This window comes from Nonomuraea sp. NPDC049607 (assembly GCF_040675375.1).
Classification (GTDB): Bacteria; Actinomycetota; Actinomycetes; order Streptosporangiales; family Streptosporangiaceae; genus Nonomuraea.
Window position 1 is genome coordinate 223559 of sequence record NZ_JBFAOV010000010.1, and the last position, 19437, is coordinate 242995.

The following is a 19437-nucleotide window of genomic DNA, read 5'->3' on the forward strand; positions in this document are numbered from 1 at the left end:
GCGTCGGCCGTCCCCTTCTAGGTCGTGCTGGTGTTCACCCAATGCAGCGCAGCCGCCTTGGGATTACCCTACGCATAACGCACGGGGGCGTCACTAAGTTGCAGTCCAGGTAGGGTTGACGTGTGTTGCGACGCCGATCCCAAACCTCCGTGGACGACACCCCCGTCCCCGTTGACGATCCTAAGCCCCAGGGTAAAGGTCGTCCCACACCCAAGCGCCGGGATGCCGAGGGCAGACGACGCCAGCCGGTCTCCGCGCCGAAGGACCGCAAGGAGGCCTATCGGCAGATGCGGACCAAGCAGGCCGCCGAGCGCGACCGGGCCCGCAAGGGCATGCTCGCAGGTGACGAGCGTTTTCTCCCCGTTCGCGACAAGGGTCCGGCGCGCAAGTTCGCGCGCGACTGGGTCGACTCGCGGCGCCTGCCGAGCCAGTACTTCCTGCCGTTCTCGCTACTGATCCTGCTGGCGACCTGGGTGCCGTGGCCGATCGAGGTCCGCGCGCAGGTGCTCAACATCGTGATCGCGGTCGGCTGGCCGATCATGATGGTCGGCGTCCTGTTCACCTCCGTCTACGTGGCGTGGAAGGTGAAGAAGGAGGTCGCGGCCAAGCTTCCCAACGAGAGCGTCAAGGGCGTCGGCTTCTACGCGGCGATGCGGGCTTTGCAGATCCGCAAGCTGCGGTTCCCGCCGCCCACGGTGCTTCCGGGCGGCAAGCCCGCACCGCCCAAGAAGTAGCCCTGTTTTCCCGATTTTTCGGGAAAATGGCCTATCGGCGACGCCCGCGTGCCCATCACCGTCCGGTGGTGGGCACTCGTGCTTCCTCCTCACCACTTTCCGGCCCGCCTTCAGCGTGCCGGTTTCCAGCGCAGGTGGCCGCGGGTGACGACCGGGCGGCGGCCGTCGATCGTCCCGCCGCGTTCGAGGGCGTCGGCGACGGTCCGCAGCAGCGTGTACGACGACCGCAGCCGCCTGCTCGTGGCCCCGGACACCGTCCCGTCGGCGGAGCTGACGGTGGCGTACGCCGTAGTGCCGTCGGAGGCGGTGTAGGACAGGAACGGGATCAGCAGGCCGTCCCAGGTGCCGGCCGGCCGGCGGGCGCACATCTCGCGCCAGGCGTCCCTGATGCCGCGGACGGTGAGCTGCTGGCGCGCCCCGGAGCGGAAGCCCAGCACGCCGGCCCCGCGCGCGCCGTTGTGACGCAGCAGGGAGGCGCGCAGGGCGTCCGGGAAGTCCACGCCCATCTGCGACTCGGCCACGGCGATCGTGCGCGCCCTGACCGGGCCGCCGAGCGTGCGGTAGGTGCGGGGGGCGTTGCGCCTGAGCCAGCGTTCGATGCGCCGCCACTGGCCGTCCACGGCCCGCTTGACGTCGGGCGCGACCCTGCGGGGGTCGATCGGGCGGCGCCGGGGCGCGCAGTTGGGGGCCTGGGCGGCGGACGCGGCCGGAGTCGGCTCGCCGGTCGCCACAGGGTCGGCCGGAGGCTCCACGGGCGTCGCGTTCCCGGTGTGGACCGGGAGCGGCTCCTGCTGCTCGGCGACGGCGCGCACGAGGGCCGGGGCGCCGCGCTGCACCGACGTACCCATCAGGGCGAACCCCAGCGTCAGGGCCACGACGACCGCGATGACCAGCCACGACAGGACCGTTCCCGCACCTCGGGCCCGCCGTGCCGGCGCGGGGACGGACGGCGGCGGCTCGGCCCGCGGCAGACGGGCACGGCGGCGCAACCGCACCGCGAGGGCGATCAGGACGGCCGCGGTGAGAGCCTGGCGGACGAGCTTGAGCACGTCGCGCACCCTATCCCGAAACGAATCGGCTCATGTGACGCTCTAAGGTCGAACGTATGGAATTCCGACACCTCGGCCGCAGCGGTCTCCTGGTCAGCGAGATCAGCTACGGCAACTGGCTCACCCACGGCTCCCAGGTCGAGGAGGACGCCGCCAAGCTGTGCGTGCAGGCGGCGCTCGACGAGGGCATCACCACCTTCGACACCGCGGACGTCTACGCGGGGACGAAAGCCGAGGAGGTGCTCGGCCGGGCGCTCAAGGGCGTCCGCAGGGAGTCGCTGGAGATCTTCACCAAGGTCTACTGGCCCACCGGCCCCGGCAAGAACGACCGCGGGCTGTCCCGCAAGCACATCACCGAGTCGATCAACGCCTCGCTGCGCCGCCTCCAGACCGACTACGTCGACCTGTACCAGGCCCACCGCTTCGACAACGAGACGCCCCTTGAGGAGACGCTCAAGACGTTCGACGACCTCGTACGGCAGGGCAAGGTGCTCTACGTCGGCGTCAGCGAGTGGACGGCCGAGCAGATCGGCCGGGCGCTGAAGATCGCCGACGAGATGGGCTTCGACCGGATCGTGTCGAACCAGCCCCAGTACTCGATGTTGTGGCGGGTCATCGAGTCGGAGGTCGTGCCGCTGAGCGAGCGTGAGGGCGTCGGCCAGATCGTCTGGTCGCCGATCGCGCAGGGCGTGCTCACCGGCAAGTACCTGCCCGGCCAGCAGCCGCCGCAGGGCTCGCGGGCGACCGACGCGAGCGGCAGCGCCATGATCGCGCGTTACCTGAACGACGACGTGCTCACCCGCGTGCAGGAGCTCAAGCCGATCGCCGACGACCTCGGCCTGACCATGGCCCAGCTGGCCGTCGCCTGGGTGCTGCAGAACCCGAACGTCTCCAGCGCCATCGTCGGCGCCACCCGCCCCGAGCAGGTGCGCGACAACGTCAAGGCGGCCGGCGTCAAGCTGGAGGTCGAGGTGCTCAAGCGCATCGACGACGTGCTCGGCACGGTCGTGGAGCGCGACCCGGCCAAGACGGTGAGCCCGGCCACCCGTCCTTGACCCGAGGTGACGAGAACCCCTTGAGCCGCGATGCGCTCAAGGGGTTCTTCCTTTTCCCGGATCACTCCGGACGCAATGACATCCCGGTGTATTCGACGCGGTCCTCGTCGAGCAGCGCGACCTGCTCGACTCCGGATTCGAGCAGGTCGCGCCAGTTCTCCCCGAGCCAGGACTCCGCATCGGCCTGACTCGGAAAAATCTCTCGCGGCAAAGGGCGGTCCGTCACCTCACCACCATTTGCATCTTCATAACGCCACCGCCATGTCATGCCATACGCTCCTTCTCCGCGGGTTCGCCGGCGCTTTCCCTCCGACGGCACTGGAACCCTACTCCCGAGCTAGGAAGTCCATCGAGGCCGCGCGCGTGCCGTGTCGCGGCGGGGCCGGCGGGGTCGTCCTGGGGGTGGCCATCCGGCTCGTCGTCGTGTGCGGCCTGGCGGGCGGTTCTTGTCCGGGCGCGTAGCCTCTGGGCGGTGAAGCTTCTTCTCTCCGGGACCGCGGGTGAGGCGGGATGGCCCGCGGACGGGTGCGCGTGCGCCTCCTGCGCCCGGCTCCCCCGCCACGGTCGCCGCCCCTTCGACCTGGTCGTGGACGACGTGGCCCGTTTCCCCTTCACCGGCGACGGCGCGTTCGGCGACGGGCTCGGGCTGGCGGGGGCCGGGGCCGAGGCCGTCCTGTGCCTGCCGCCGGGCCGCGAGCCCCCCGCCGACGGTCCCGCGCGGTACGACGTCGTCGTGCTCGACCTGCTCGACCGCCCGCAGCGGCTCGGCGAGCTGCGCCGGGCCGGGCTGGCCGACGACCGCACCACGGTGGTGGCCGCGTGGCTGGACCACCGGATCAGGTCGGAGGAGGAGCTGGCCAGGCGGCTGCGGCTGTGGGGGGCGGTGGCCGTGCCGGACGGGACGGTCCTGGAGAGCGGCCGGACGGTACGCGGGACGCCGCCGCGCCGGGCGTTGCTGCTCGGCGGGTCCAGGTCGGGCAAGTCGGCCGAGGCGGAGCTGCGGCTGGCGGCCGAGCCGTACGTCACCTACGTCGCCACCGGCGGCGACGGCGCGGCGGACGGCGAGTGGGCGGCGCGGGTGCGGGCGCACAAGGAACGGCGGCCCGCGCACTGGGACACGGTCGAGACCACGGACCTGGCGGGTGTCATCGGCGCGGCGAGCACGCCCTTGCTGATCGACGGGCTGGGCACGTGGCTGGCGGCGGTGTTCGACGAGCACGGGGCATGGGACGGCGACCGCGCGCCGGTCGAGCGGCGCTGCGCGGAGCTCGTCGCGGCGTGGCGGGGCACGCCGGTGCCGCTCGTGGCGGTCTCGGACGAGGTGGGGATGGGCGTGGTGCCCGCCACGTCCGCCGGACGGGCCTTCAGGGACGCGCTCGGCAGGCTCAACGAACGGCTCGCCGCCGAGTCCGAGTACGTCGCCCTGGTGGTCGCCGGACGCCCCCTGGAGCTCTGACCCCGCGAGCGGGAGTCCACGACCTCAGGAAGAAGAGCCTTACGGGCGGACGGCTCTGGCGTACCAGCGGCCGTCGAGGCGGTCCACCTGCAGCGGCCGGCCGAAGCAGTCGGACAGGTTGCCGGCCGTGAGCACCTCCGACACCGGCCCCGCGGCCAGCAGCCGCGAGTCGCGCATGAGCAGCGCGTGCGTGGTGGTCGCGGGCACCTCCTCCAGGTGGTGGGTCACCGTGACCGTGGTCAGGACGGGCCGGGTGGCGGCCAGGTGCTCGACCGCGGTGATGAGGTCCTCGCGCGCCGGCAGGTCGAGCCCGGCGAACGGCTCGTCGAGCAGCAGCACGGCGGGCTCGGCCATGAGCGCCCTGGCCACCCTGACCCGGGCCCGCTCCCCTTGCGAGCACACCCGGAACGGCCGCTCGGCCAGGTCCTTGCAGCCCAGGTCGGCCAGCAGGCGGCCGGCGCGTTCGCGCTCGGCGTCGCCGTACTTGTCCCACAGCGGGACGCTGGTGCCGGTGTGGCCGGTCAGGACGACCGTGTGGGCGGTGGCGCCCTCCTGCTCCATCAGTTCCTCGTCGACCAGCCGCTGGCTCGCCGCGACCAGGCCGATGTGGCGGCGCAGCTCCCGCAGGTCGATCCGGCCGAGCCGGTGGCCGAGCACGCTGACCGTGCCCTCGCTCGGGTGGCGGACCGCTCCGGCCAGGGAGAGCAGGGTGGTCTTGCCCGCGCCGTTGGGGCCGAGGATCACCCAGTGGTCGCCGTACTCCACCTGCCAGTCGATGGCGTCGAGCAGCGTTTTGCCGACAACCCGGACAGCTACACCTTCGAGTTCAAGCACGTGCATTCCCGCCACATTAGTCGGCCCTAGGATCGGTCGTTATGCGGCTTGCTGAGCTGACCCATGGGCTGCGCCTCGCGATCGGCACGCTCAGCGCCGTTCCCGTGCGGGTCGAACGGGTCGATCGGGAGGTCGCCGGGTGGGCCATGGTGGCGGCTCCGGCGGTCGGGCTGGGGCTCGGCGCGGTGGCGGGCCTGGCGCTGCTGCTTCCTGGGCCGCCGCTGCTGGGCGCGGGGCTCGCGCTCGCGCTGCTGGCCGCGCTCACCCGCGGGCTGCACCTGGACGGGCTGGCCGACCTCGCCGACGGCCTGGGCAGCGGCAAGCCCGCCGACGCGGCCCTCGACATCATGAAAAAGTCGGACATCGGGCCGTTCGGGGTGATGACGCTGGTCCTGACGCTGCTCGTCCAGGCGGCGGCGCTGACCGGGGCCGGTTACGCCGCCCTGGTGACCGCCTGCGTGGCCGGGCGGCTGGCGCTCGCCTGGGCCTGCCGGGCGAGCGTGCCCGCCGCCCGTCCGGGCGGGCTCGGGGCGATGGTGGCGGGCACCGTGAGCGCTCCGGCGGCGTGGCTCGCCACGCTGGCCGCCCTCGCGGTGAGCGCCGGACTCGGGCTGGCGGCCGGGACGTGGGCGCCGCCGTTCGCGCTGGCGGCCGGGCTCGGGGCGGCGCTGCTGCTGCTCCGGCACGCCCGGCGGCGGCTCGGCGGCGTCACCGGCGACGTGCTCGGCGCGCTGGTGGAGACCGGTACGGCGGCCGCGCTCGTGGTGTGCGCGATCCTGGGCTGACCCAGCGGCTCGCCCACGCGGCCACGGAGGCAGGGGTACGGGTCAGGCGACCGGCTGCGGGGCGCGGGTCCGGAGGGTGCGGAGGAGGATCACGCAGAGCAGGGCGAGCGGGACCCACCCGACCAGCCCGGTGAGCCCGGACACCGCCGTGTCGGGCGGGGCCGCGGCGTCCCCGAGCAGCAGCACGGCCGGAAGGACCGCGTTCAGCGAGCCGTGCGCGACCACGCAGGGCCACACGCTGCCCGTACGCAGCCGCAGCCAGCCCACCGCGATCCCGGCCAGCACGCAGAAGCCGATGAACTGCAGCGCCGCCCACGACCCGAGGCTCGGGTAGTTGTAGCCGAGCAGGGTGAGCGGGGCGTGCCACAGCCCCCAGATCGCGCCGGACAGCGCCAGGCCGCCGATCGCCCCGTACGTGGACGACAGCCGCGGCAGCAGCCAGCCGCGCCAGCCCCACTCCTCGCCCAGCGCCGGGATGGCGTTGAGCACCGGGCCCGCCAGCACGCCGATGGCGATCTGCAGGTAGAGGGCCGGGCCCGGGTCGGCCGGCGGCCGCACGCCCGCGGCTTCGAGCGTGGCTCGGTAGAGGCTGAACCGGTCGAGGTCGAGCGGGAACAGCCCGACCGCGGTACTGAGCCCGGCGCAGACGGCGATCAGCAGCGGCACGCCCAGCCAGGCGGCGAGCACGTACCGGCCGGTGCGGCCCTTGCTCTCCCCCAGCGTCAGGCCGGTCTCGGCGGCCCACCGCCGCCAGGGCGCGCGGGACAGCGCCCACACGCCGAGCACCCCGGCGGTGGGGGTGAACATCATGACGGCGGCCAGCCCCTTGGCCGCGGGCGAGGCGAGACCGGCGCCGAGCCAGATGGGCAGCGCCACCAGCCAGGACAGCCCGAACGCGAGGACGAGGAAGACGGCGAGCTGCTTTCTCATGACCGGACACGCTCCGCGACGAGGGCGTTGATGAGGGACGCGCCGCTCTCGGCGTCGTCGATGCTGATCGCCAGCCGGCCGCCGGAGCGGTAGCCGACGACCAGGCACTCACCGCCGCGCAGCATGATGGTGGCCATGCCCGGGATGCCGCGGAAGCCCCAGCCGCCGACCTCGCTCGGCCTGCGGACCTCCGTCCAGGCCCGGTCGATCTTCGACAGCGGGATCCTGCGCGCCGGGAAGCCGAGCGGGCCGAAGCCGATGACGAGCGCGTCGCCGCCGACCCGTACGGTCAGGCCGGCGGTCGCCAGCCCGACGACCATCGCGATCACGGCCCCGGGCAGGGCCGAGGCCAGCGTCGCGGCCGAGACCGCGCCGGCCAGGCGCAGCCCGCAGAGCACCGCGACGGCCGCCGCGGCCACGAGCGCCAGCGCGACCAGCCACGGGTTGACCAGACGGCTGACCCAGACCGTGCGCCGGCCGGGCCGCAGGCGCATCGCCGGGGGCGGCTGCACGGCCTGGACGGGGTCGGGCGCGCCCCTGCCGAGGTAGCCCGCGAGCACGCCCACGCCGAGCGACCCGACGACGACCAGCGGGACCTGCCAGCCGGAGAGGCTCGCGGCCGTCCAGTCGGGCACGTCGAGGTTGGCCGACAGGGTGAAGGCCTGGGTGCCGAGCACCAGGACCCCGCCGCCGAACAGCCCGCCCCACCACAGCGCCCGCCCGTTCCTGTGCCGCAGCGCCCAGCCGCGCGCGGCGACGGCCAGCAGCGCGACCCACACCAAGGTCCACACCGCGGCCACCGTCAGCACGTGGGCCTGGAAGGAGGCCGAGTGGTCGACGCCTCCCGCGTTCCAGTGGGTGGCCAGCGGTTCGGGCAGCCGGTCGCGCAGCGCCATCGGGCCAAGGACCAGGGCGGCGGTGACGGCCGCGCCCCACGCCGCGGCGGCGACTCGTGGGTTCATGGCAGATCCTCCAGGATGGTGATGAGGTCCTCACGGCGGTAGCCGTGCCTCTCGGCCTCCTCCAGCAGCTCGCGGGCCCGCTGCACGAGCAGCGCGCGCCCGTCGGCCCGGCCCGCGACGCTGACCCCGCGCCCCCGCCTGAACTCCAGCAGCCCCTCGTCGCGCAGGTCGCGCAGCGCGCGCAGCACGGTGTTGGGGTTGATGCCGAGCACCCTGGCGAGGTCGCGGGCCGGCGGAAGGCGGTCACCGGGCGCGTAGGAGCCCTCGCCGATGGCACGGCGGATGGCGCCGGACACCTGTTCGTGGAGGGGCCGTGCGTCGTTGAGATCGAGCGCGAGCAACATGATGCTAATGACACTAGCACCAAGAAACGGAATGCGCGCGACCAGCATTTGTAGGATGAACCCCTGTTTGTGAGTACGCAGAAACCGTGGATAGCATCGGTTTACGTGACCACTGTGCGGCTGAACTCAGCAGACCCAGTCTCTGTCGACACCGATGCCCTGATCGTCGGCTTCCGGCCCGGCCAGAACGGCCCCCGCCCGGCCACGGGCGCTGAGTCCCTCGACGCGGCCTTCGGCGGCAACCTCTCCGCCTCCCTCAGCTCCCTCGGCTTCTCCGGCAAACCCGGAGAGGTCGCCAAGCTGCCCACCTTCGGCAACGTCACGGCCCCGGTGCTCGTCGCCGTCGGCCTGGGCGAGTCGTCCGACCACGAGTCCCTTCGCCGCGCGGCCGGAGCCGCCGTCCGGTCGCTGGCCGGCACCGCGCGCGCCGCGCTGGCCCTGCCCGCCGACGACGACGCCCAGGCCGAGGCCGTCGCGCTGGGCGCGCTGCTCGGCGCGTACGGCTTCGACCGCTACCGCACGGGCGAGGGCCAGAAGGCGCCCGTCGCCGAGATCACCGTCCTGTCCGGGCAGGCCGAGTCCGTCGCCGAGCGGGCCGGGGTGCTGGCCGAGTCGGTCGCGCTGGTCCGCGACCTGGTCAACACGCCGCCGTCCGACCTGTGGCCGGCCAAGTTCGCCGAGCTCGCCGAGCAGGAGGGCGCCAAGGCCGGGCTGACCGTCGAGGTGCTCGACGAGAAGCAGCTCAAGGACGGCGGCTACGGCGGCCTGGTCGGCGTCGGCCAGGGCTCGGTCAACCCGCCGCGCCTGGTCCGCGTCGCCTACAGCCACCCCGACGCCGCCAAGACGCTGGCGTTCGTGGGCAAGGGCATCACGTTCGACTCCGGTGGCCTGTCGCTCAAGCCGTCGGCCGCCATGGACTGGATGAAGTCCGACATGGGCGGCGCGGGCGCCGTGCTCGGCGCGCTGATCGGCATCGCCAGGCTCGGCCTGCCGGTCAACGCCGTCGGCTACCTCTGCCTGGCCGAGAACATGCCGAGCGGCACCGCCCAGCGTCCCTCCGACGTCATCCACAGCTACAGCGGCAAGACGGTCGAGGTGCTCGACACCGACGCCGAGGGCCGCCTGGTGCTCATGGACGGCATCGCGCGCGCCGCCGAGGACTCCCCCGACCTGATCGTCGACATCGCCACGCTGACCGGCGCCCAGATCGTCGCGCTCGGCTGGCGCACCGCGGGCGTCATGGCCAACGACGACGCCGTCAGGGAGCTGGTCGTCGAGGCCGCCACCGCCGCCGGCGAGGGCGCCTGGGGCATGCCGCTGCCGGAGGAGCTGCGCAAGGGCCTCGACTCGCCGATCGCCGACATCGCCAACCTCCACCCCGAGCGCTTCGGCGGCATGCTCACCGCGGGCATCTTCCTCAAGGAGTTCGTGCCCGACGGGGTTCGCTGGGCGCACCTCGACATCGCCGGACCCGCCTACAACAAGGGCGAGCCGTACGGCTACACCCCCAAGGGCGGCACCGGCGCGATCACCCGCACCCTCATCGGACTCGCAGAGCGGCACGCGAGCATCTGAAACAAATGAAAAGATGACGGCATCACGAACACCCCGACAAGGAGCCTTCCTGTGGCCTATGACATCGTCGTCCTAGGTGGCGGCAGCGGCGGTTACGCCTGCGCGCTCCGGGCGGCCGAGCTGGGCAAGTCGGTCGTCCTCATCGAAAAGGACAAGATCGGCGGCACCTGCCTCCACAGGGGATGCATCCCCACGAAGGCCCTGCTGCACTCCGCCGAGGTCGCCGACGAGACCCGCGAGAGCGCGTCCTTCGGCGTCAAGGCGAGCTTCGAGGGCATCGACGTCCAGGGCGTGCACGCGTTCAAGGACAAGATCGTCACGCGTGCCTGGAAGGGCGTCCAGGGCCTGCTCAAGGGCGCGGGCGTGACGGTGGTCGAGGGCGAGGGCCGTCTGGTGGGCCCGCGCAGCGTGCAGGTGGGCTCGGAGGTCTACGAGGGCGCCAACCTCGTGCTGGCCACCGGCTCGGCCCCCCGCACGCTGCCCGGCCTGGAGATCGACGGCGAGCGGATCATCACCAGCGAGCACACCCTGAAGATGGACCGCGTGCCGTCGTCGGTGATCGTCCTGGGCGGCGGCGTGATCGGCGTCGAGCTGGCCAGCGTCTACCGCTCGTTCGGCGCCGAGGTCACGATCGTCGAGGCGCTGCCGCACCTGCTGCCGACCGAGGAGGAGTCCAGCTCCAAGCTGCTGGAGCGGGCCTTCCGCCGCCGCGGCATCAAGTACGAGCTGGGCGTCTTCTTCGACTCCGCCAAGACCACCGAGACCGGCGTCGTCGTCACCCTGGCCAACGGCAAGACCCTCGACGCCGAGCTCCTGCTCGTCGCGGTCGGCCGCGGCGCGGTGTCGTCCGGCATGGGCTTCGAGGAGCAGGGCGTGACCGTCGAGCGCGGCGCGGTCGTGGTCGACGAGCACTGCCAGACCTCCGTCCCGGGCGTCTACGCCATCGGCGACCTGATCCCCACGCTGCAACTGGCCCACGCCGGGTTCGCCGAGGGCATCCTGGTGGCCGAGCACATCGCCGGCCTCAACCCGCCGCCGATCGACTACGCGGGCGTGCCCCGCATCACCTACTCCGACCCCGAGGTCGCCTCGGTCGGCATCACGTCGGCGCAGGCCGCCGAGCGCGGCATCGAGATCGTCGAGCAGGTCTACGACCTGGCGGGCAACCCCAAGAGCCAGATCCTCGGCACCTCCGGGGCGGTGAAGGTGATCGCCCAGAAGGACGGGCCGGTCGTCGGCGTCCACATGGTGGGCCGGCGCATCGGCGAGCTCGTCACGGAAGGCCAGCTGATCTACAACTGGGAGGCGCTGCCCGCAGAGGTCGCCCAGCTCATCCATGCACATCCGACCCAGTCCGAGGCAGTCGGTGAGGCGATGCTGGCCCTGGCCGGCAAGCCGTTGCACGTACACAACTAGTCCAGCCCTCGAGATCAGAACGCGAGAGAAGAATAACGATGCCGGTCTCCGTACAGATGCCCCAGCTCGGCGAGAGCGTGACCGAGGGCACGGTAACCCGTTGGCTGAAGAAGGAGGGCGAGCGCGTCGAGGCCGACGAGCCGCTCCTCGAGGTCTCGACCGACAAGGTCGACACCGAGATCCCGTCGCCTTCCGCGGGTGTGCTCACCAAGATCGTCGTGGCTGAGGACGAGACGGTCGAGGTCGGCGCCGAGCTCGCCATCATCGACGAGAACGCCCAGCCGGGCGCCGCCGCCCCCGCCCCGCAGGCCGCTCCCGAGCCGGAGCCCGAGCCCGCCCCGGCTCCCCCGGCCTCCTCCATCCCGCAGCCGGCCCCGGCCCAGCCCGCTCCCCAGCAGGCCGCCCCGGCCCCGGCCCCGGCCCCGGCCCCCGCCCCGCAGGCTCCGGCCCCGCAGGCTCCGGCTCCGCAGCAGGCGCCGGTCGCGGCCGAGCCCACGCCGCTGCCGTCCTCGGGCGACAGCCCCTACGTGACGCCGCTGGTGCGCAAGCTCGCCAACGAGCACGGCGTCAACCTCGACGCGATCAGCGGCACCGGCGTCGGCGGCCGCATCCGCAAGCAGGACGTGCTGGAGGCCGCCAAGTCCCAGCGCGAGAAGGCCGCCGCCCCGGCCGCGGCTCCGGCAGCCCAGCCGGCCGCCGCAGCGCCGGCCCCGGCCGCCGCCCAGGCCCCGGTCGCCGCCGCGCCGGAGCCGGTCGAGGTCGACACGACGCTGCGCGGCCGTACCGAGAAGATGACGCGGCTGCGTCAGACCATCGCCAAGCGCATGGTCGAGTCGCTGCAGACCGCGGCGCAGCTCACGTCGGTCGTCGAGGTCGACGTCACGAAGATCGCCCAGCTCCGGGCGCGGGCGAAGGACGACTTCTTCCGTCGCGAGGGCGTGAAGCTGACCTTCACCCCGTTCTTCGCGATGGCCACCGTCGAGGCGCTCAAGCAGCACCCGAAGCTCAACGCCACGATCAACAACGAGACCAACGAGGTCACGTACTTCGACGTGGAGAACCTGGGCATGGCGGTCGACACCGAGCGCGGCCTGCTCGCGGCGGTCGTCAAGAACGCCGGCGACCTCAACCTCGCCGGCATCGCCCGCAAGGTCACCGACCTGGCCGAGCGCACCCGCAACAACCAGGTGACGCCCGACGAGATCACCGGCGGCACGTTCACGCTGACCAACACCGGCAGCCGTGGCGCGCTGTTCGACACGCCGATCCTCAACCAGCCGCAGGTGGGCATGCTCGGCACCGGCGCGGTCGTCAAGCGGCCCGTCGTGCTCGACACGCCCGAGGGCGAGGTCATCGCGGTGCGGTCGATGGTCTACCTGGCGCTCACCTACGACCACCGCCTGGTCGACGGCGCCGACGCCGCCCGCTTCCTGACGACGATCAAGCGTCGCCTGGAGGAGGGCCGCTTCGAGGCCCAGCTCGGGCTCGCGTAGTCATCGCGTCTGACAGGCCGGGCGGCTCCTGCGGGGGGCCGCCCGGCCTTTGGCGTACTGTGGGGCCATGGCGATCATCGTGACCGGCGCGTCGGGCCTGCTCGGTACGGCGCTGGTCGGGGCGCTGCGGGACGAGGGGCAGGAGGTCGTCCGGCTGGTCCGGCGGGAGCCGGCGGGGCCGGGAGAGGCCTTCTGGGACCCGTCGGCGGGGGTGATCGACCGGGCCGCGCTCGAAGGGGCCGAGGGCGTGGTGCACCTGGCCGGAGCCTCGGTCGGCGACCGGCGCTGGACCACCGCCTACAAGCGGGAGCTGGTGCGCAGCCGCGTCGAGGGCACCCGGCTGCTGGTCGACGCCCTGCGCGCGCTCGGCAGCCCGCCCCCGGTGCTGCTGTCGGCCTCCGGGGTCGACTTCTACGGCGACACCGGCAGCCGCGAGATCGACGAGAGCCAGGGCAGGGGCAAGGGGTTCCTGGCCGAGCTGTGCGAGCGCTGGGAGCGGGAGGCCGGGCGGGCCGCCGAGGCCGGCTGCCGGGTCGCCCTGCTGCGTACGGCGATGGTGCTGAGCCCGCACGGCGGGGCGCTCGGGCGCATGTTGCCGATCTTCCGGATCGGGCTGGGCGCGCCGCTGGGGACGGGCCGGCAGTACTGGTCGTGGATCTCGCAGGACGATTGGGTGGCCGCCGCCCTACATATCCTGAAAAATCGGGAAATCGGGGGTCCGGTGAATCTTGGGGCGCCTTCTCCGGTCACCAACGAAGAATTCACTCGGACTCTGGGTAAATGCCTGCGTAAAGGCACTGTCCCCATGCCTGTGCCGGCGTTCGCGCTGTCCATCGGGGTGGGCGAATTCGCTCGCGCGGGGCTGCTGCCGAGCCATCGGATGATTCCGCGGAAACTGCTTGACAGCGGCTACGGCTTCACGCATACCCGTCTCGACGAGGCGCTGCGCGCCGTACTGTAGGGTGCCGTTCGTCCTTCAGCACGCAGGAGATCCGACATGAGCAGGTCAGGGCAGTCGCACATTCTGGCGATCGGGGGCGGGTCGTTCCGCCCGAGCGAGCGTCACAACTTCATCGAGGCGAGCGGGTTGCTGCGGTACGGCCTCGACCTGACCGGCCAGGACCGCCCCAAGCTCGGCCTGGTCGCCACCGCGGTCGGCGACTCCTCCGACTGGCTGCTGAAGATGTACGGCGCCTTCTCCGGCTGGGACGTCGAGCTGAGCCACCTGACCGTCTTCCCCATGCCCAACGTCGAGGACGCGCGGTCGTGGGCGCTCGAACAGGACATGATCTACGTCAGCGGCGGCAGCGTGGCCAACCTGATGGCGTTGTGGCGGCTGCACGGCCTCGACGAGGTCTTCGAGGAGGCCTGGCGGGCGGGCGTGGTGCTGTCCGGGCAGAGCGCGGGCGCGCTGTGCTGGCACGTGGGCGGCAACACCGACTCCTTCGGCCCGGCGCTGCGTCCGTGGGCCGACGGGCTCGGGCTGCTGCCGTACTCGTGCGGGGTCCACTACAACGCCGAGCCGCAGCGCCGCCCGCTGCTGCAGGAGTCGGTCGCCTCGGGCGAGCTGCCCGGCGGGTACGCCGCCGACGAGGGCGTGGCCCTGCACTACGTGGGCACCGAGTTCATCCAGGCGGTCACCGTCGACCCGCGCGCCTACGCGTACCGGCTGGAGTACGACGGCTCCAACGGCGTCAAGGAGTTCAGGATCGAGCCACGCCTGTTGACCTCCTGATTACCCTGACAGGGTGAGGGAACGGCACAATAGGCTCATGCGCCCCATCCACGGGGACGATCCCCACGCGCTGGCCGTCGTCCGCCTTGGTGTGGACGTCCCCTACGAGCAAGCCTGGTCGTTGCAGCGCTGGATGCACGGCAAGCGGGTCGCCGGTGAGCTGGGCGACGCCGTCCTGATCCTGGAGCACGCGCCCGTCTACACCGCGGGCAGGCGCACCCTGCCCGGCGACCGTCCCGACGACGGCACCCCCGTCGTCGACGTCGACCGGGGCGGCCGGGTCACCTGGCACGGCCCCGGTCAGCTCGTCGCCTACCCCATCGTCGCCGTGACCGACGTGACCCGTTACGTCTGTGCCCTTGAGGAGACGATGATCCAGGTGTGCGCCGACTTCGGCGTCACCGGGCGGCGGGTGCCGGGGCGTCCGGGGGTGTGGGCGGCCGGCGACGCCGCCCTGGGGCTGCCCGACCGGCAGCTCGGCGCGGTCGGCATCCGCGTCGCGCGCGGCGTGACCATGCACGGGTTCGCGCTCAACTGCGCCAACGACCCCCGGTGGTTCAACCGGATCACGCCGTGCGGGCTGGCCGACGCGGGGGTCTCCTCGCTGTCGGCGGAGACCGGCCGCCGGATCGTGGTCGAGGAGGTCGTCCCGATCGCCGAGAAGCGGCTGGCCGAGGCGCTCGGCAGGGAGCCGTTCGACCTGCACGAGGAGGATCTGCTGCGCAGGTGACCGAATCGGCATCGAAACAGCGGTCGAATGTGGATCTTTCCGGCTTAGTATCGCCCGTGTGAAGCGATCTGCCGCTCTCGTCCTCGCGCTCCTGGTTCACCTGCTCACGCTGGCCTTCCTCGCGCTGGGCGCGTGGGTCGTGCTGACGAATCTCGGCTCCCTCGTCGCGTGGCTGGTCGGCGGCGTGAGCCTGGCCGTGGGATGGGCGCTGCGACCGCGCCTTCCCCGGCTGCCGGCCGACGCCGAGGTGCTCGACCGCGCCGCTGCCGGTGAGCTGTACGCCCTGGCCGACCGCGTGGCCGACCGGGCCCGCGTCAAGAGGCCGCGCAAGATCGCGGTCCGGGACCTGGCCACCGAGACGGTCTACGACCATGTGGGCCTGCCGCGCACGCCGGTGCTGGTCGTCGGGCTGCCGTTGTGGCTGGCCCTGCCCCCGCGGCAACGGGTGGCGCTGCTGGCCACCGCGTACGCGCGCACGCCGGTCGGCGAGGAGCTGATCGTGGACGGCGCGCTGTACACGCTGGCCGCCTGGCACGACGCGCTGCTCGGGTCGAGCGCTCCGCTGAAGGTCAGGGAGGAGGCCCAGGCCGCGATCGCCAGGTCCTCGCTGGGCCCGATCGACCAGACCGGCACGACGTACGAGGCGGTGGGGGCCATCGGCCGGCTGATCGGGCGGGTGCTGGGCGGCCCGGTGCTGCTGGTGGAGTACGCACTGACGGGGCTGGCCCGCGCCGGGCGTCCCCGTACCGAGGAGCGGCGGGAGGCGATCGCGCGGCGGGTCGTGTCCGAGCACGAGCTGGCCGAGCTGCGCGACCTGGCCGCCGGCGGCTACCTGGCGCCGATGCAGGCCGCGGCGCTGCGCGGCGAGAGCGTCACGGCGATCCGGCAGGGCGCGCTGACCCGCCACCAGCTCACCGACGACGGCGTGCTCACCTCGGCGCCGCACTCGGAGCTGCTGGGCACCGCCGGGTCCGCGCTGATCGACGAGGAGCTGACGCGCCACTACACCAGGGCGATCCGCGGCTTCGGCCTGATCACCTGACCCTCGACCGGTCCGGTTCGGCGGCGGACGTAAGCTGGACGGGTGACCGTTGCTCCTGATGGCAGAAAGCTCCTCCGCCTGGAGGTGCGTAACGCCGAGACCCCTATCGAGCGCAAGCCCCCGTGGATCAAGACCAAGCTGAAGACGGGCCCCGAATACACCGAGCTGAAATCGCTCGTGCGCCGGGAGGGCCTGCACACGGTCTGTGAAGAGGCGGGCTGTCCCAACATCTACGAGTGCTGGGAAGATCGCGAGGCGACCTTCCTCATCGGCGGCGACCAGTGCACGCGCCGGTGCGACTTCTGCCAGATCGACACGGGCAAGCCCAAGGAATACGACCGCGACGAGCCGCGCCGGGTCGCCGAGTCCGTCCAGCAGATGGGCCTGCGCTACGCGACCGTGACCGGCGTGGCCCGCGACGACCTGCCCGACGGCGGCGCCTGGCTCTACGCCGAGACCGCGCGGCAGATCCACACCCTGCTGCCCGGCTGCGGCGTCGAGCTGCTGGTGCCCGACTTCAACGGCAACCGCGACCAGCTGGAGGAGGTCTTCTCCAGCAAGCCCGAGGTGTTCGCCCACAACGTGGAGACGGTGCCGCGCATCTTCAAGCGCATCCGCCCGGCCTTCCGCTACGAGCGCTCGCTCGGGGTGATCACGACGGCCCGCGAGGCCGGGCTGGTCACCAAGTCCAACCTGATCCTGGGCATGGGCGAGACCCGCGAAGAGGTCGTCGAGGCGATGCGCGACCTGCACGCCGCCGGCACCGACCTGCTGACGATCACTCAATACCTGCGTCCCACGCCGCGCCACCACCCGGTGGAGCGCTGGGTCAAGCCGGAGGAGTTCGTCGAGCTGCAGGCCGAGGCCGAGGCGATCGGGTTCGCCGGCGTGCTGTCCGGCCCGCTGGTGCGCTCGTCCTACCGCGCGGGCAGGCTCTACCAGCAGGCCATCGCGGCCCGTCAGACCACCTGATCCACGCCGCGAGCGGAGCCCCGGGCGGTTTGCCCGGGGCTTTTCGCGTCCCTAGCATGGCAGGGCGGCCGAGGAAGGGGCGAGGCGATGGCGACCGTGATCCGCACGAGCGATCTGCCCGCGCGCAGCCGCCACGACGCCTGGCGCGGCATCGTCTGCGACACGCTCGGCCCGCTCGACCTGCGCATCGACTCCGGCGCGCCGCTGCGGGGCGAGATCGAGCTGGGGCAATTAGGCCCGGTGGGCGTGGGCCGGGTGCGCACGTCCACGCCGCACAGCGTCCACCGCACCGCGCGGCTGATCCACCGTGACAACCCCGAGCTCTACCGGGCCGTGCTGGCCGTCTCTGGCAACCCGGTGTTGCGCCAGGACGGCCGCGAGATCCGTTTGGGCAAGGGCGAGTTCGCCGTCTACGACTTCACTCGGCCCTACGAGGTGGCCTACGACTCGGCCGTGCAGCTCGCGGTGTTCAGCTTCCCGCACGAGCTGCTGCCGCTGCCGTACGACGACATGGCCCGGCTGACCGCGGTGCCCGTCTCGGCGCGTGACGGCGCCGGCGCGCTGGCCGTGCCGCTGCTGCGCCGGGTCACCCAGGACTACGACGACTACACCCCGGCCAGCGCGGCCAGGCTGGCGACGGTGGTGATGGACCTGGTCACCACGGCCCTGGCCGAGCGCGCGGAGCGGGCCGACGCGGTGCCCGAGGACGCCCGCCGCCGCGCGCTGCTGGTGCGCGTGCGCGCCTTCATCGACCAGCGTCTGGGGTGGCCCGACCTCGACCCGGCCATGGTGGCCGAGGCGCACCACGTCTCGGTGCGTCACCTGCACCGGCTGTTCCAGTCCGAGAACACGACGGTGGCCGCCTGGATCAGGCACCGGCGGCTGGAGCGCTGCCGCGCCGACCTGCTCGCCGCCCGCCACGTGCCGGTGAGCGAGGTCGGGGCCCGGTGGGGGCTGCCCGACTCGGCGCACTTCAGCAGGCTGTTCAAGCGGGCGTACGGGATGCCGCCCGCCGAGTTCCGGCGCGCCGATCCCGTGCGCTGATCGTCAACTTCCCTGGCGCTGGGATCCAAGACGCGCGGGGGCGCGGTGAGCAGACTGAGGGTGTCGCAAAACACCTCAGAACGCTAAGGACCACGACATGCAGCTCTTCCTCAACCTGCCGGTGAAGGACCTGGACCGGTCGCAGAAGTTCTTCACCGAGCTCGGCTTCACCATGTACGGCATGGCCGAGGGCATGGCCTCGATCCTGATCAACGAGCAGACGCAGGTGATGCTGCTCACCGAGCCGACGTTCGCCACGTACGTCAGCAAGGAGATCGCCGACGCCGCCACCAGCACCGAGGCCATCGTGGTGCTCGGCATGGAGAACCCGGCCCAGGTGGACGAACTGGTGGACAAGGCGCTCGCGCTCGGCGCCACCCCGGCCGGCGTGCCGCAGGAGGCCGGGTTCCGCTACCAGCGCGGCTTCGCCGACCTCGACGGGCACCACTGGGAGGCCCTGTGCCTGGTCCAGCCCGCGTGAGCGGCCGGGTCACCTCGGCGGACGGCACCGTCCTCGCCTTCGACGGCTACGGCGCCGGGCCGGCGGTCGTGCTGGTCAACGGCGCGTTCGGCGACCGGTCGCACCCGACACTGGCGGGCGTGGCCGCCGCCCTGTCGCCCTGGTTCAGGGTCCTCGACTACGACCGCAGGGGCCGGGGCGGCAGCGGCGACACCCGTCCGTACGCGGTAGAGCGGGAGATCGAGGACCTGGCGGCGGTGATCGGCGCGGCGGGCGGGACGGCCATGGTGTTCGGGGGCTCGTCCGGCGCGGCGCTCGTGCTGGAGGCCGCCGCGCGGGGCCTCGGGATCACCCGGGTGGCGGTGTGGGAGCCGCCCTACCACGTGGACGACGACGCTCCCCCGCTGCCGGACGACTTCGCCGCGCAGCTTGAGTCGCTGGTCGACGCCGGCCGGTGGGAGGAGGCGGTCGAGCGGTTCATGGTGGAGGCGGCCGAGGTGCCGGCCGAGGCCGTGGCCGCGATGCGGGCCGACGCGTCGTGGGCGCACCTCAAGGGCGTGGCCCGCACGCTGGCCTACGAGGCCGCCGTCCTCGGGCCGGGCAACCGGCTGCCGGCCGCCGCGCTGGCCGCGATCGCGCAGCCGCTGCTCGTCCTGAGCGGCGAGCGCAGCCCCCGGTGGATGGCGGCCGCGGCGCGGGCGGTCACGGCGGCCGTGCCGGGGGCGCGGCACCGGGTGCTGGAGGATCAGGCCCACGCCGTGACGCCGGAGGCGCTGGTGCCCGAGTTGCTGGAGTTCTTCGCCCGATGACAGCCTTTGCGT

General features: G+C 72.7%; 21 protein-coding genes. 15 read left to right on the forward strand and 6 right to left on the reverse strand.

Going from position 1 to position 19437, the window contains the following annotated elements; all coding sequences use genetic code 11:
- The first annotated feature begins 149 nt into the window (after window positions 1-149).
- Entirely contained in the window at window positions 150-734 is a 585-nt protein-coding gene (locus tag AB0J97_RS21965; protein WP_357700678.1) for a DUF3043 domain-containing protein, read from the forward strand.
- A 110-nt stretch (window positions 735-844) separates the two neighbouring features.
- On the opposite strand, the gene AB0J97_RS21970 is transcribed toward AB0J97_RS21965, so the two are convergent.
- On the reverse strand, window positions 845-1783 hold the full coding sequence (locus AB0J97_RS21970; RefSeq protein WP_364091397.1) for a hypothetical protein: 939 nt from the start codon (window positions 1781-1783) through the stop codon (window positions 845-847).
- A gap of 56 nt (window positions 1784-1839) precedes the next feature.
- Between AB0J97_RS21970 and AB0J97_RS21975 the strand changes: the two genes are divergently transcribed.
- Window positions 1840-2838: an aldo/keto reductase family protein gene (locus AB0J97_RS21975; RefSeq protein ID WP_364091400.1), complete on the forward strand. Its 999-nt coding sequence runs from the start codon at window positions 1840-1842 to the stop codon at window positions 2836-2838.
- 61 nt (window positions 2839-2899) lie between these two features.
- On the opposite strand, the gene AB0J97_RS21980 is transcribed toward AB0J97_RS21975, so the two are convergent.
- Window positions 2900-3106 carry a hypothetical protein gene (locus AB0J97_RS21980; protein ID WP_357700684.1) on the reverse strand — a complete coding sequence of 69 codons (207 nt, stop codon included), beginning with the start codon at window positions 3104-3106 and terminating at the stop codon, window positions 2900-2902.
- Between the two features lie 204 nt (window positions 3107-3310).
- Between AB0J97_RS21980 and AB0J97_RS21985 the strand changes: the two genes are divergently transcribed.
- Window positions 3311-4294, forward strand: a complete 984-nt coding sequence (locus tag AB0J97_RS21985) for a bifunctional adenosylcobinamide kinase/adenosylcobinamide-phosphate guanylyltransferase (protein WP_364091403.1) — start codon at window positions 3311-3313, stop codon at window positions 4292-4294.
- A gap of 39 nt (window positions 4295-4333) precedes the next feature.
- Here the strand turns inward: AB0J97_RS21985 and AB0J97_RS21990 are convergent, their stop codons facing one another.
- Window positions 4334-5134 (reverse strand): ATP-binding cassette domain-containing protein, encoded by an 801-nt coding sequence (locus AB0J97_RS21990; RefSeq protein WP_357700688.1) that lies wholly within the window; start codon window positions 5132-5134, stop codon window positions 4334-4336.
- A 35-nt stretch (window positions 5135-5169) separates the two neighbouring features.
- On the opposite strand from AB0J97_RS21990, the gene AB0J97_RS21995 reads away from it, so the two are divergent.
- A complete protein-coding gene (locus AB0J97_RS21995) occupies window positions 5170-5913 on the forward strand; it encodes an adenosylcobinamide-GDP ribazoletransferase (RefSeq protein WP_364091405.1) in 744 nt (247 codons plus the stop codon).
- A 42-nt stretch (window positions 5914-5955) separates the two neighbouring features.
- Here the strand turns inward: AB0J97_RS21995 and AB0J97_RS22000 are convergent, their stop codons facing one another.
- Genes AB0J97_RS22000 through AB0J97_RS22010 form a run of 3 tightly spaced genes read right to left on the reverse strand, consistent with a single transcriptional unit; the run spans window position 5956 to window position 8149 of the window.
- Window positions 5956-6843 carry a CPBP family intramembrane glutamic endopeptidase gene (locus AB0J97_RS22000; RefSeq protein WP_364091407.1) on the reverse strand — a complete coding sequence of 296 codons (888 nt, stop codon included), beginning with the start codon at window positions 6841-6843 and terminating at the stop codon, window positions 5956-5958.
- Window positions 6840-7805 carry a hypothetical protein gene (locus tag AB0J97_RS22005; protein ID WP_364091409.1) on the reverse strand — a complete coding sequence of 322 codons (966 nt, stop codon included), beginning with the start codon at window positions 7803-7805 and terminating at the stop codon, window positions 6840-6842. Before AB0J97_RS22005 ends, AB0J97_RS22000 begins: the two co-directional genes overlap by 4 nt.
- Entirely contained in the window at window positions 7802-8149 is a 348-nt protein-coding gene (locus AB0J97_RS22010; protein WP_357700696.1) for a GntR family transcriptional regulator, read from the reverse strand. The genes AB0J97_RS22005 and AB0J97_RS22010 overlap by 4 nt, the downstream gene beginning before the upstream one ends.
- Window positions 8150-8254: 105 nt before the next feature.
- Between AB0J97_RS22010 and AB0J97_RS22015 the strand changes: the two genes are divergently transcribed.
- The 11 genes from AB0J97_RS22015 (at window position 8255) to AB0J97_RS22065 (ending at window position 19425) form a co-directional block, all read left to right on the forward strand.
- A complete protein-coding gene (locus AB0J97_RS22015; RefSeq protein ID WP_357700697.1) occupies window positions 8255-9724 on the forward strand; it encodes a leucyl aminopeptidase in 1470 nt (489 codons plus the stop codon).
- Window positions 9725-9775: 51 nt separating this feature from the next.
- Entirely contained in the window at window positions 9776-11140 is a 1365-nt protein-coding gene (lpdA, locus tag AB0J97_RS22020) for a dihydrolipoyl dehydrogenase (RefSeq protein WP_357700698.1), read from the forward strand.
- A 38-nt stretch (window positions 11141-11178) separates the two neighbouring features.
- Window positions 11179-12633 carry a 2-oxoglutarate dehydrogenase, E2 component, dihydrolipoamide succinyltransferase gene (sucB, locus tag AB0J97_RS22025; protein WP_364091411.1) on the forward strand — a complete coding sequence of 485 codons (1455 nt, stop codon included), beginning with the start codon at window positions 11179-11181 and terminating at the stop codon, window positions 12631-12633.
- 67 nt (window positions 12634-12700) lie between these two features.
- Window positions 12701-13594 (forward strand): TIGR01777 family oxidoreductase, encoded by an 894-nt coding sequence (locus tag AB0J97_RS22030; protein ID WP_364091413.1) that lies wholly within the window; start codon window positions 12701-12703, stop codon window positions 13592-13594.
- 36 nt (window positions 13595-13630) lie between these two features.
- Window positions 13631-14368, forward strand: coding sequence for a peptidase E (locus AB0J97_RS22035; protein WP_364091415.1), 738 nt, complete (start codon window positions 13631-13633; stop codon window positions 14366-14368).
- A gap of 37 nt (window positions 14369-14405) precedes the next feature.
- Complete coding sequence (gene lipB / locus AB0J97_RS22040) at window positions 14406-15098, forward strand: lipoyl(octanoyl) transferase LipB (protein WP_364091417.1); 693 nt, start codon at window positions 14406-14408, stop codon at window positions 15096-15098.
- Between the two features lie 58 nt (window positions 15099-15156).
- Window positions 15157-16140: a M48 family metallopeptidase gene (locus AB0J97_RS22045; protein ID WP_364091419.1), complete on the forward strand. Its 984-nt coding sequence runs from the start codon at window positions 15157-15159 to the stop codon at window positions 16138-16140.
- A gap of 42 nt (window positions 16141-16182) precedes the next feature.
- Window positions 16183-17112 (forward strand): lipoyl synthase, encoded by a 930-nt coding sequence (gene lipA / locus AB0J97_RS22050; RefSeq protein ID WP_357700710.1) that lies wholly within the window; start codon window positions 16183-16185, stop codon window positions 17110-17112.
- An 87-nt stretch (window positions 17113-17199) separates the two neighbouring features.
- A complete protein-coding gene (locus AB0J97_RS22055) occupies window positions 17200-18156 on the forward strand; it encodes a helix-turn-helix domain-containing protein (RefSeq protein ID WP_364091422.1) in 957 nt (318 codons plus the stop codon).
- 97 nt (window positions 18157-18253) lie between these two features.
- Entirely contained in the window at window positions 18254-18637 is a 384-nt protein-coding gene (locus AB0J97_RS22060) for a VOC family protein (protein ID WP_357700714.1), read from the forward strand.
- Window positions 18616-19425 (forward strand): alpha/beta hydrolase, encoded by an 810-nt coding sequence (locus AB0J97_RS22065; protein WP_364091424.1) that lies wholly within the window; start codon window positions 18616-18618, stop codon window positions 19423-19425. The genes AB0J97_RS22060 and AB0J97_RS22065 overlap by 22 nt, the downstream gene beginning before the upstream one ends.
- The last annotated feature ends 12 nt before the right edge of the window (window positions 19426-19437 follow it).

Excerpts from the sequence above, each read along its gene's own strand:
- AB0J97_RS21975 (WP_364091400.1), top strand. The coding sequence starts at position 1,840 with ATGGAATTCCGACACCTCGGCCGCAGCGGTCTCCTGGTCAGCGAGATC.
- AB0J97_RS21980 (WP_357700684.1), bottom strand. The coding sequence starts at position 3,106 with ATGACATGGCGGTGGCGTTATGAAGATGCAAATGGTGGTGAGGTGACG.
- AB0J97_RS21990 (WP_357700688.1), bottom strand. The coding sequence starts at position 5,134 with ATGCACGTGCTTGAACTCGAAGGTGTAGCTGTCCGGGTTGTCGGCAAA.
- AB0J97_RS21995 (WP_364091405.1), top strand. The coding sequence starts at position 5,170 with ATGCGGCTTGCTGAGCTGACCCATGGGCTGCGCCTCGCGATCGGCACG.
- AB0J97_RS22000 (WP_364091407.1), bottom strand. The coding sequence starts at position 6,843 with ATGAGAAAGCAGCTCGCCGTCTTCCTCGTCCTCGCGTTCGGGCTGTCC.
- AB0J97_RS22005 (WP_364091409.1), bottom strand. The coding sequence starts at position 7,805 with ATGAACCCACGAGTCGCCGCCGCGGCGTGGGGCGCGGCCGTCACCGCC.
- AB0J97_RS22010 (WP_357700696.1), bottom strand. The coding sequence starts at position 8,149 with ATGTTGCTCGCGCTCGATCTCAACGACGCACGGCCCCTCCACGAACAG.
- sucB (WP_364091411.1), top strand. The coding sequence starts at position 11,179 with ATGCCGGTCTCCGTACAGATGCCCCAGCTCGGCGAGAGCGTGACCGAG.
- AB0J97_RS22030 (WP_364091413.1), top strand. The coding sequence starts at position 12,701 with ATGGCGATCATCGTGACCGGCGCGTCGGGCCTGCTCGGTACGGCGCTG.
- AB0J97_RS22035 (WP_364091415.1), top strand. The coding sequence starts at position 13,631 with ATGAGCAGGTCAGGGCAGTCGCACATTCTGGCGATCGGGGGCGGGTCG.
- lipB (WP_364091417.1), top strand. The coding sequence starts at position 14,406 with ATGCGCCCCATCCACGGGGACGATCCCCACGCGCTGGCCGTCGTCCGC.
- AB0J97_RS22055 (WP_364091422.1), top strand. The coding sequence starts at position 17,200 with ATGGCGACCGTGATCCGCACGAGCGATCTGCCCGCGCGCAGCCGCCAC.
- AB0J97_RS22060 (WP_357700714.1), top strand. The coding sequence starts at position 18,254 with ATGCAGCTCTTCCTCAACCTGCCGGTGAAGGACCTGGACCGGTCGCAG.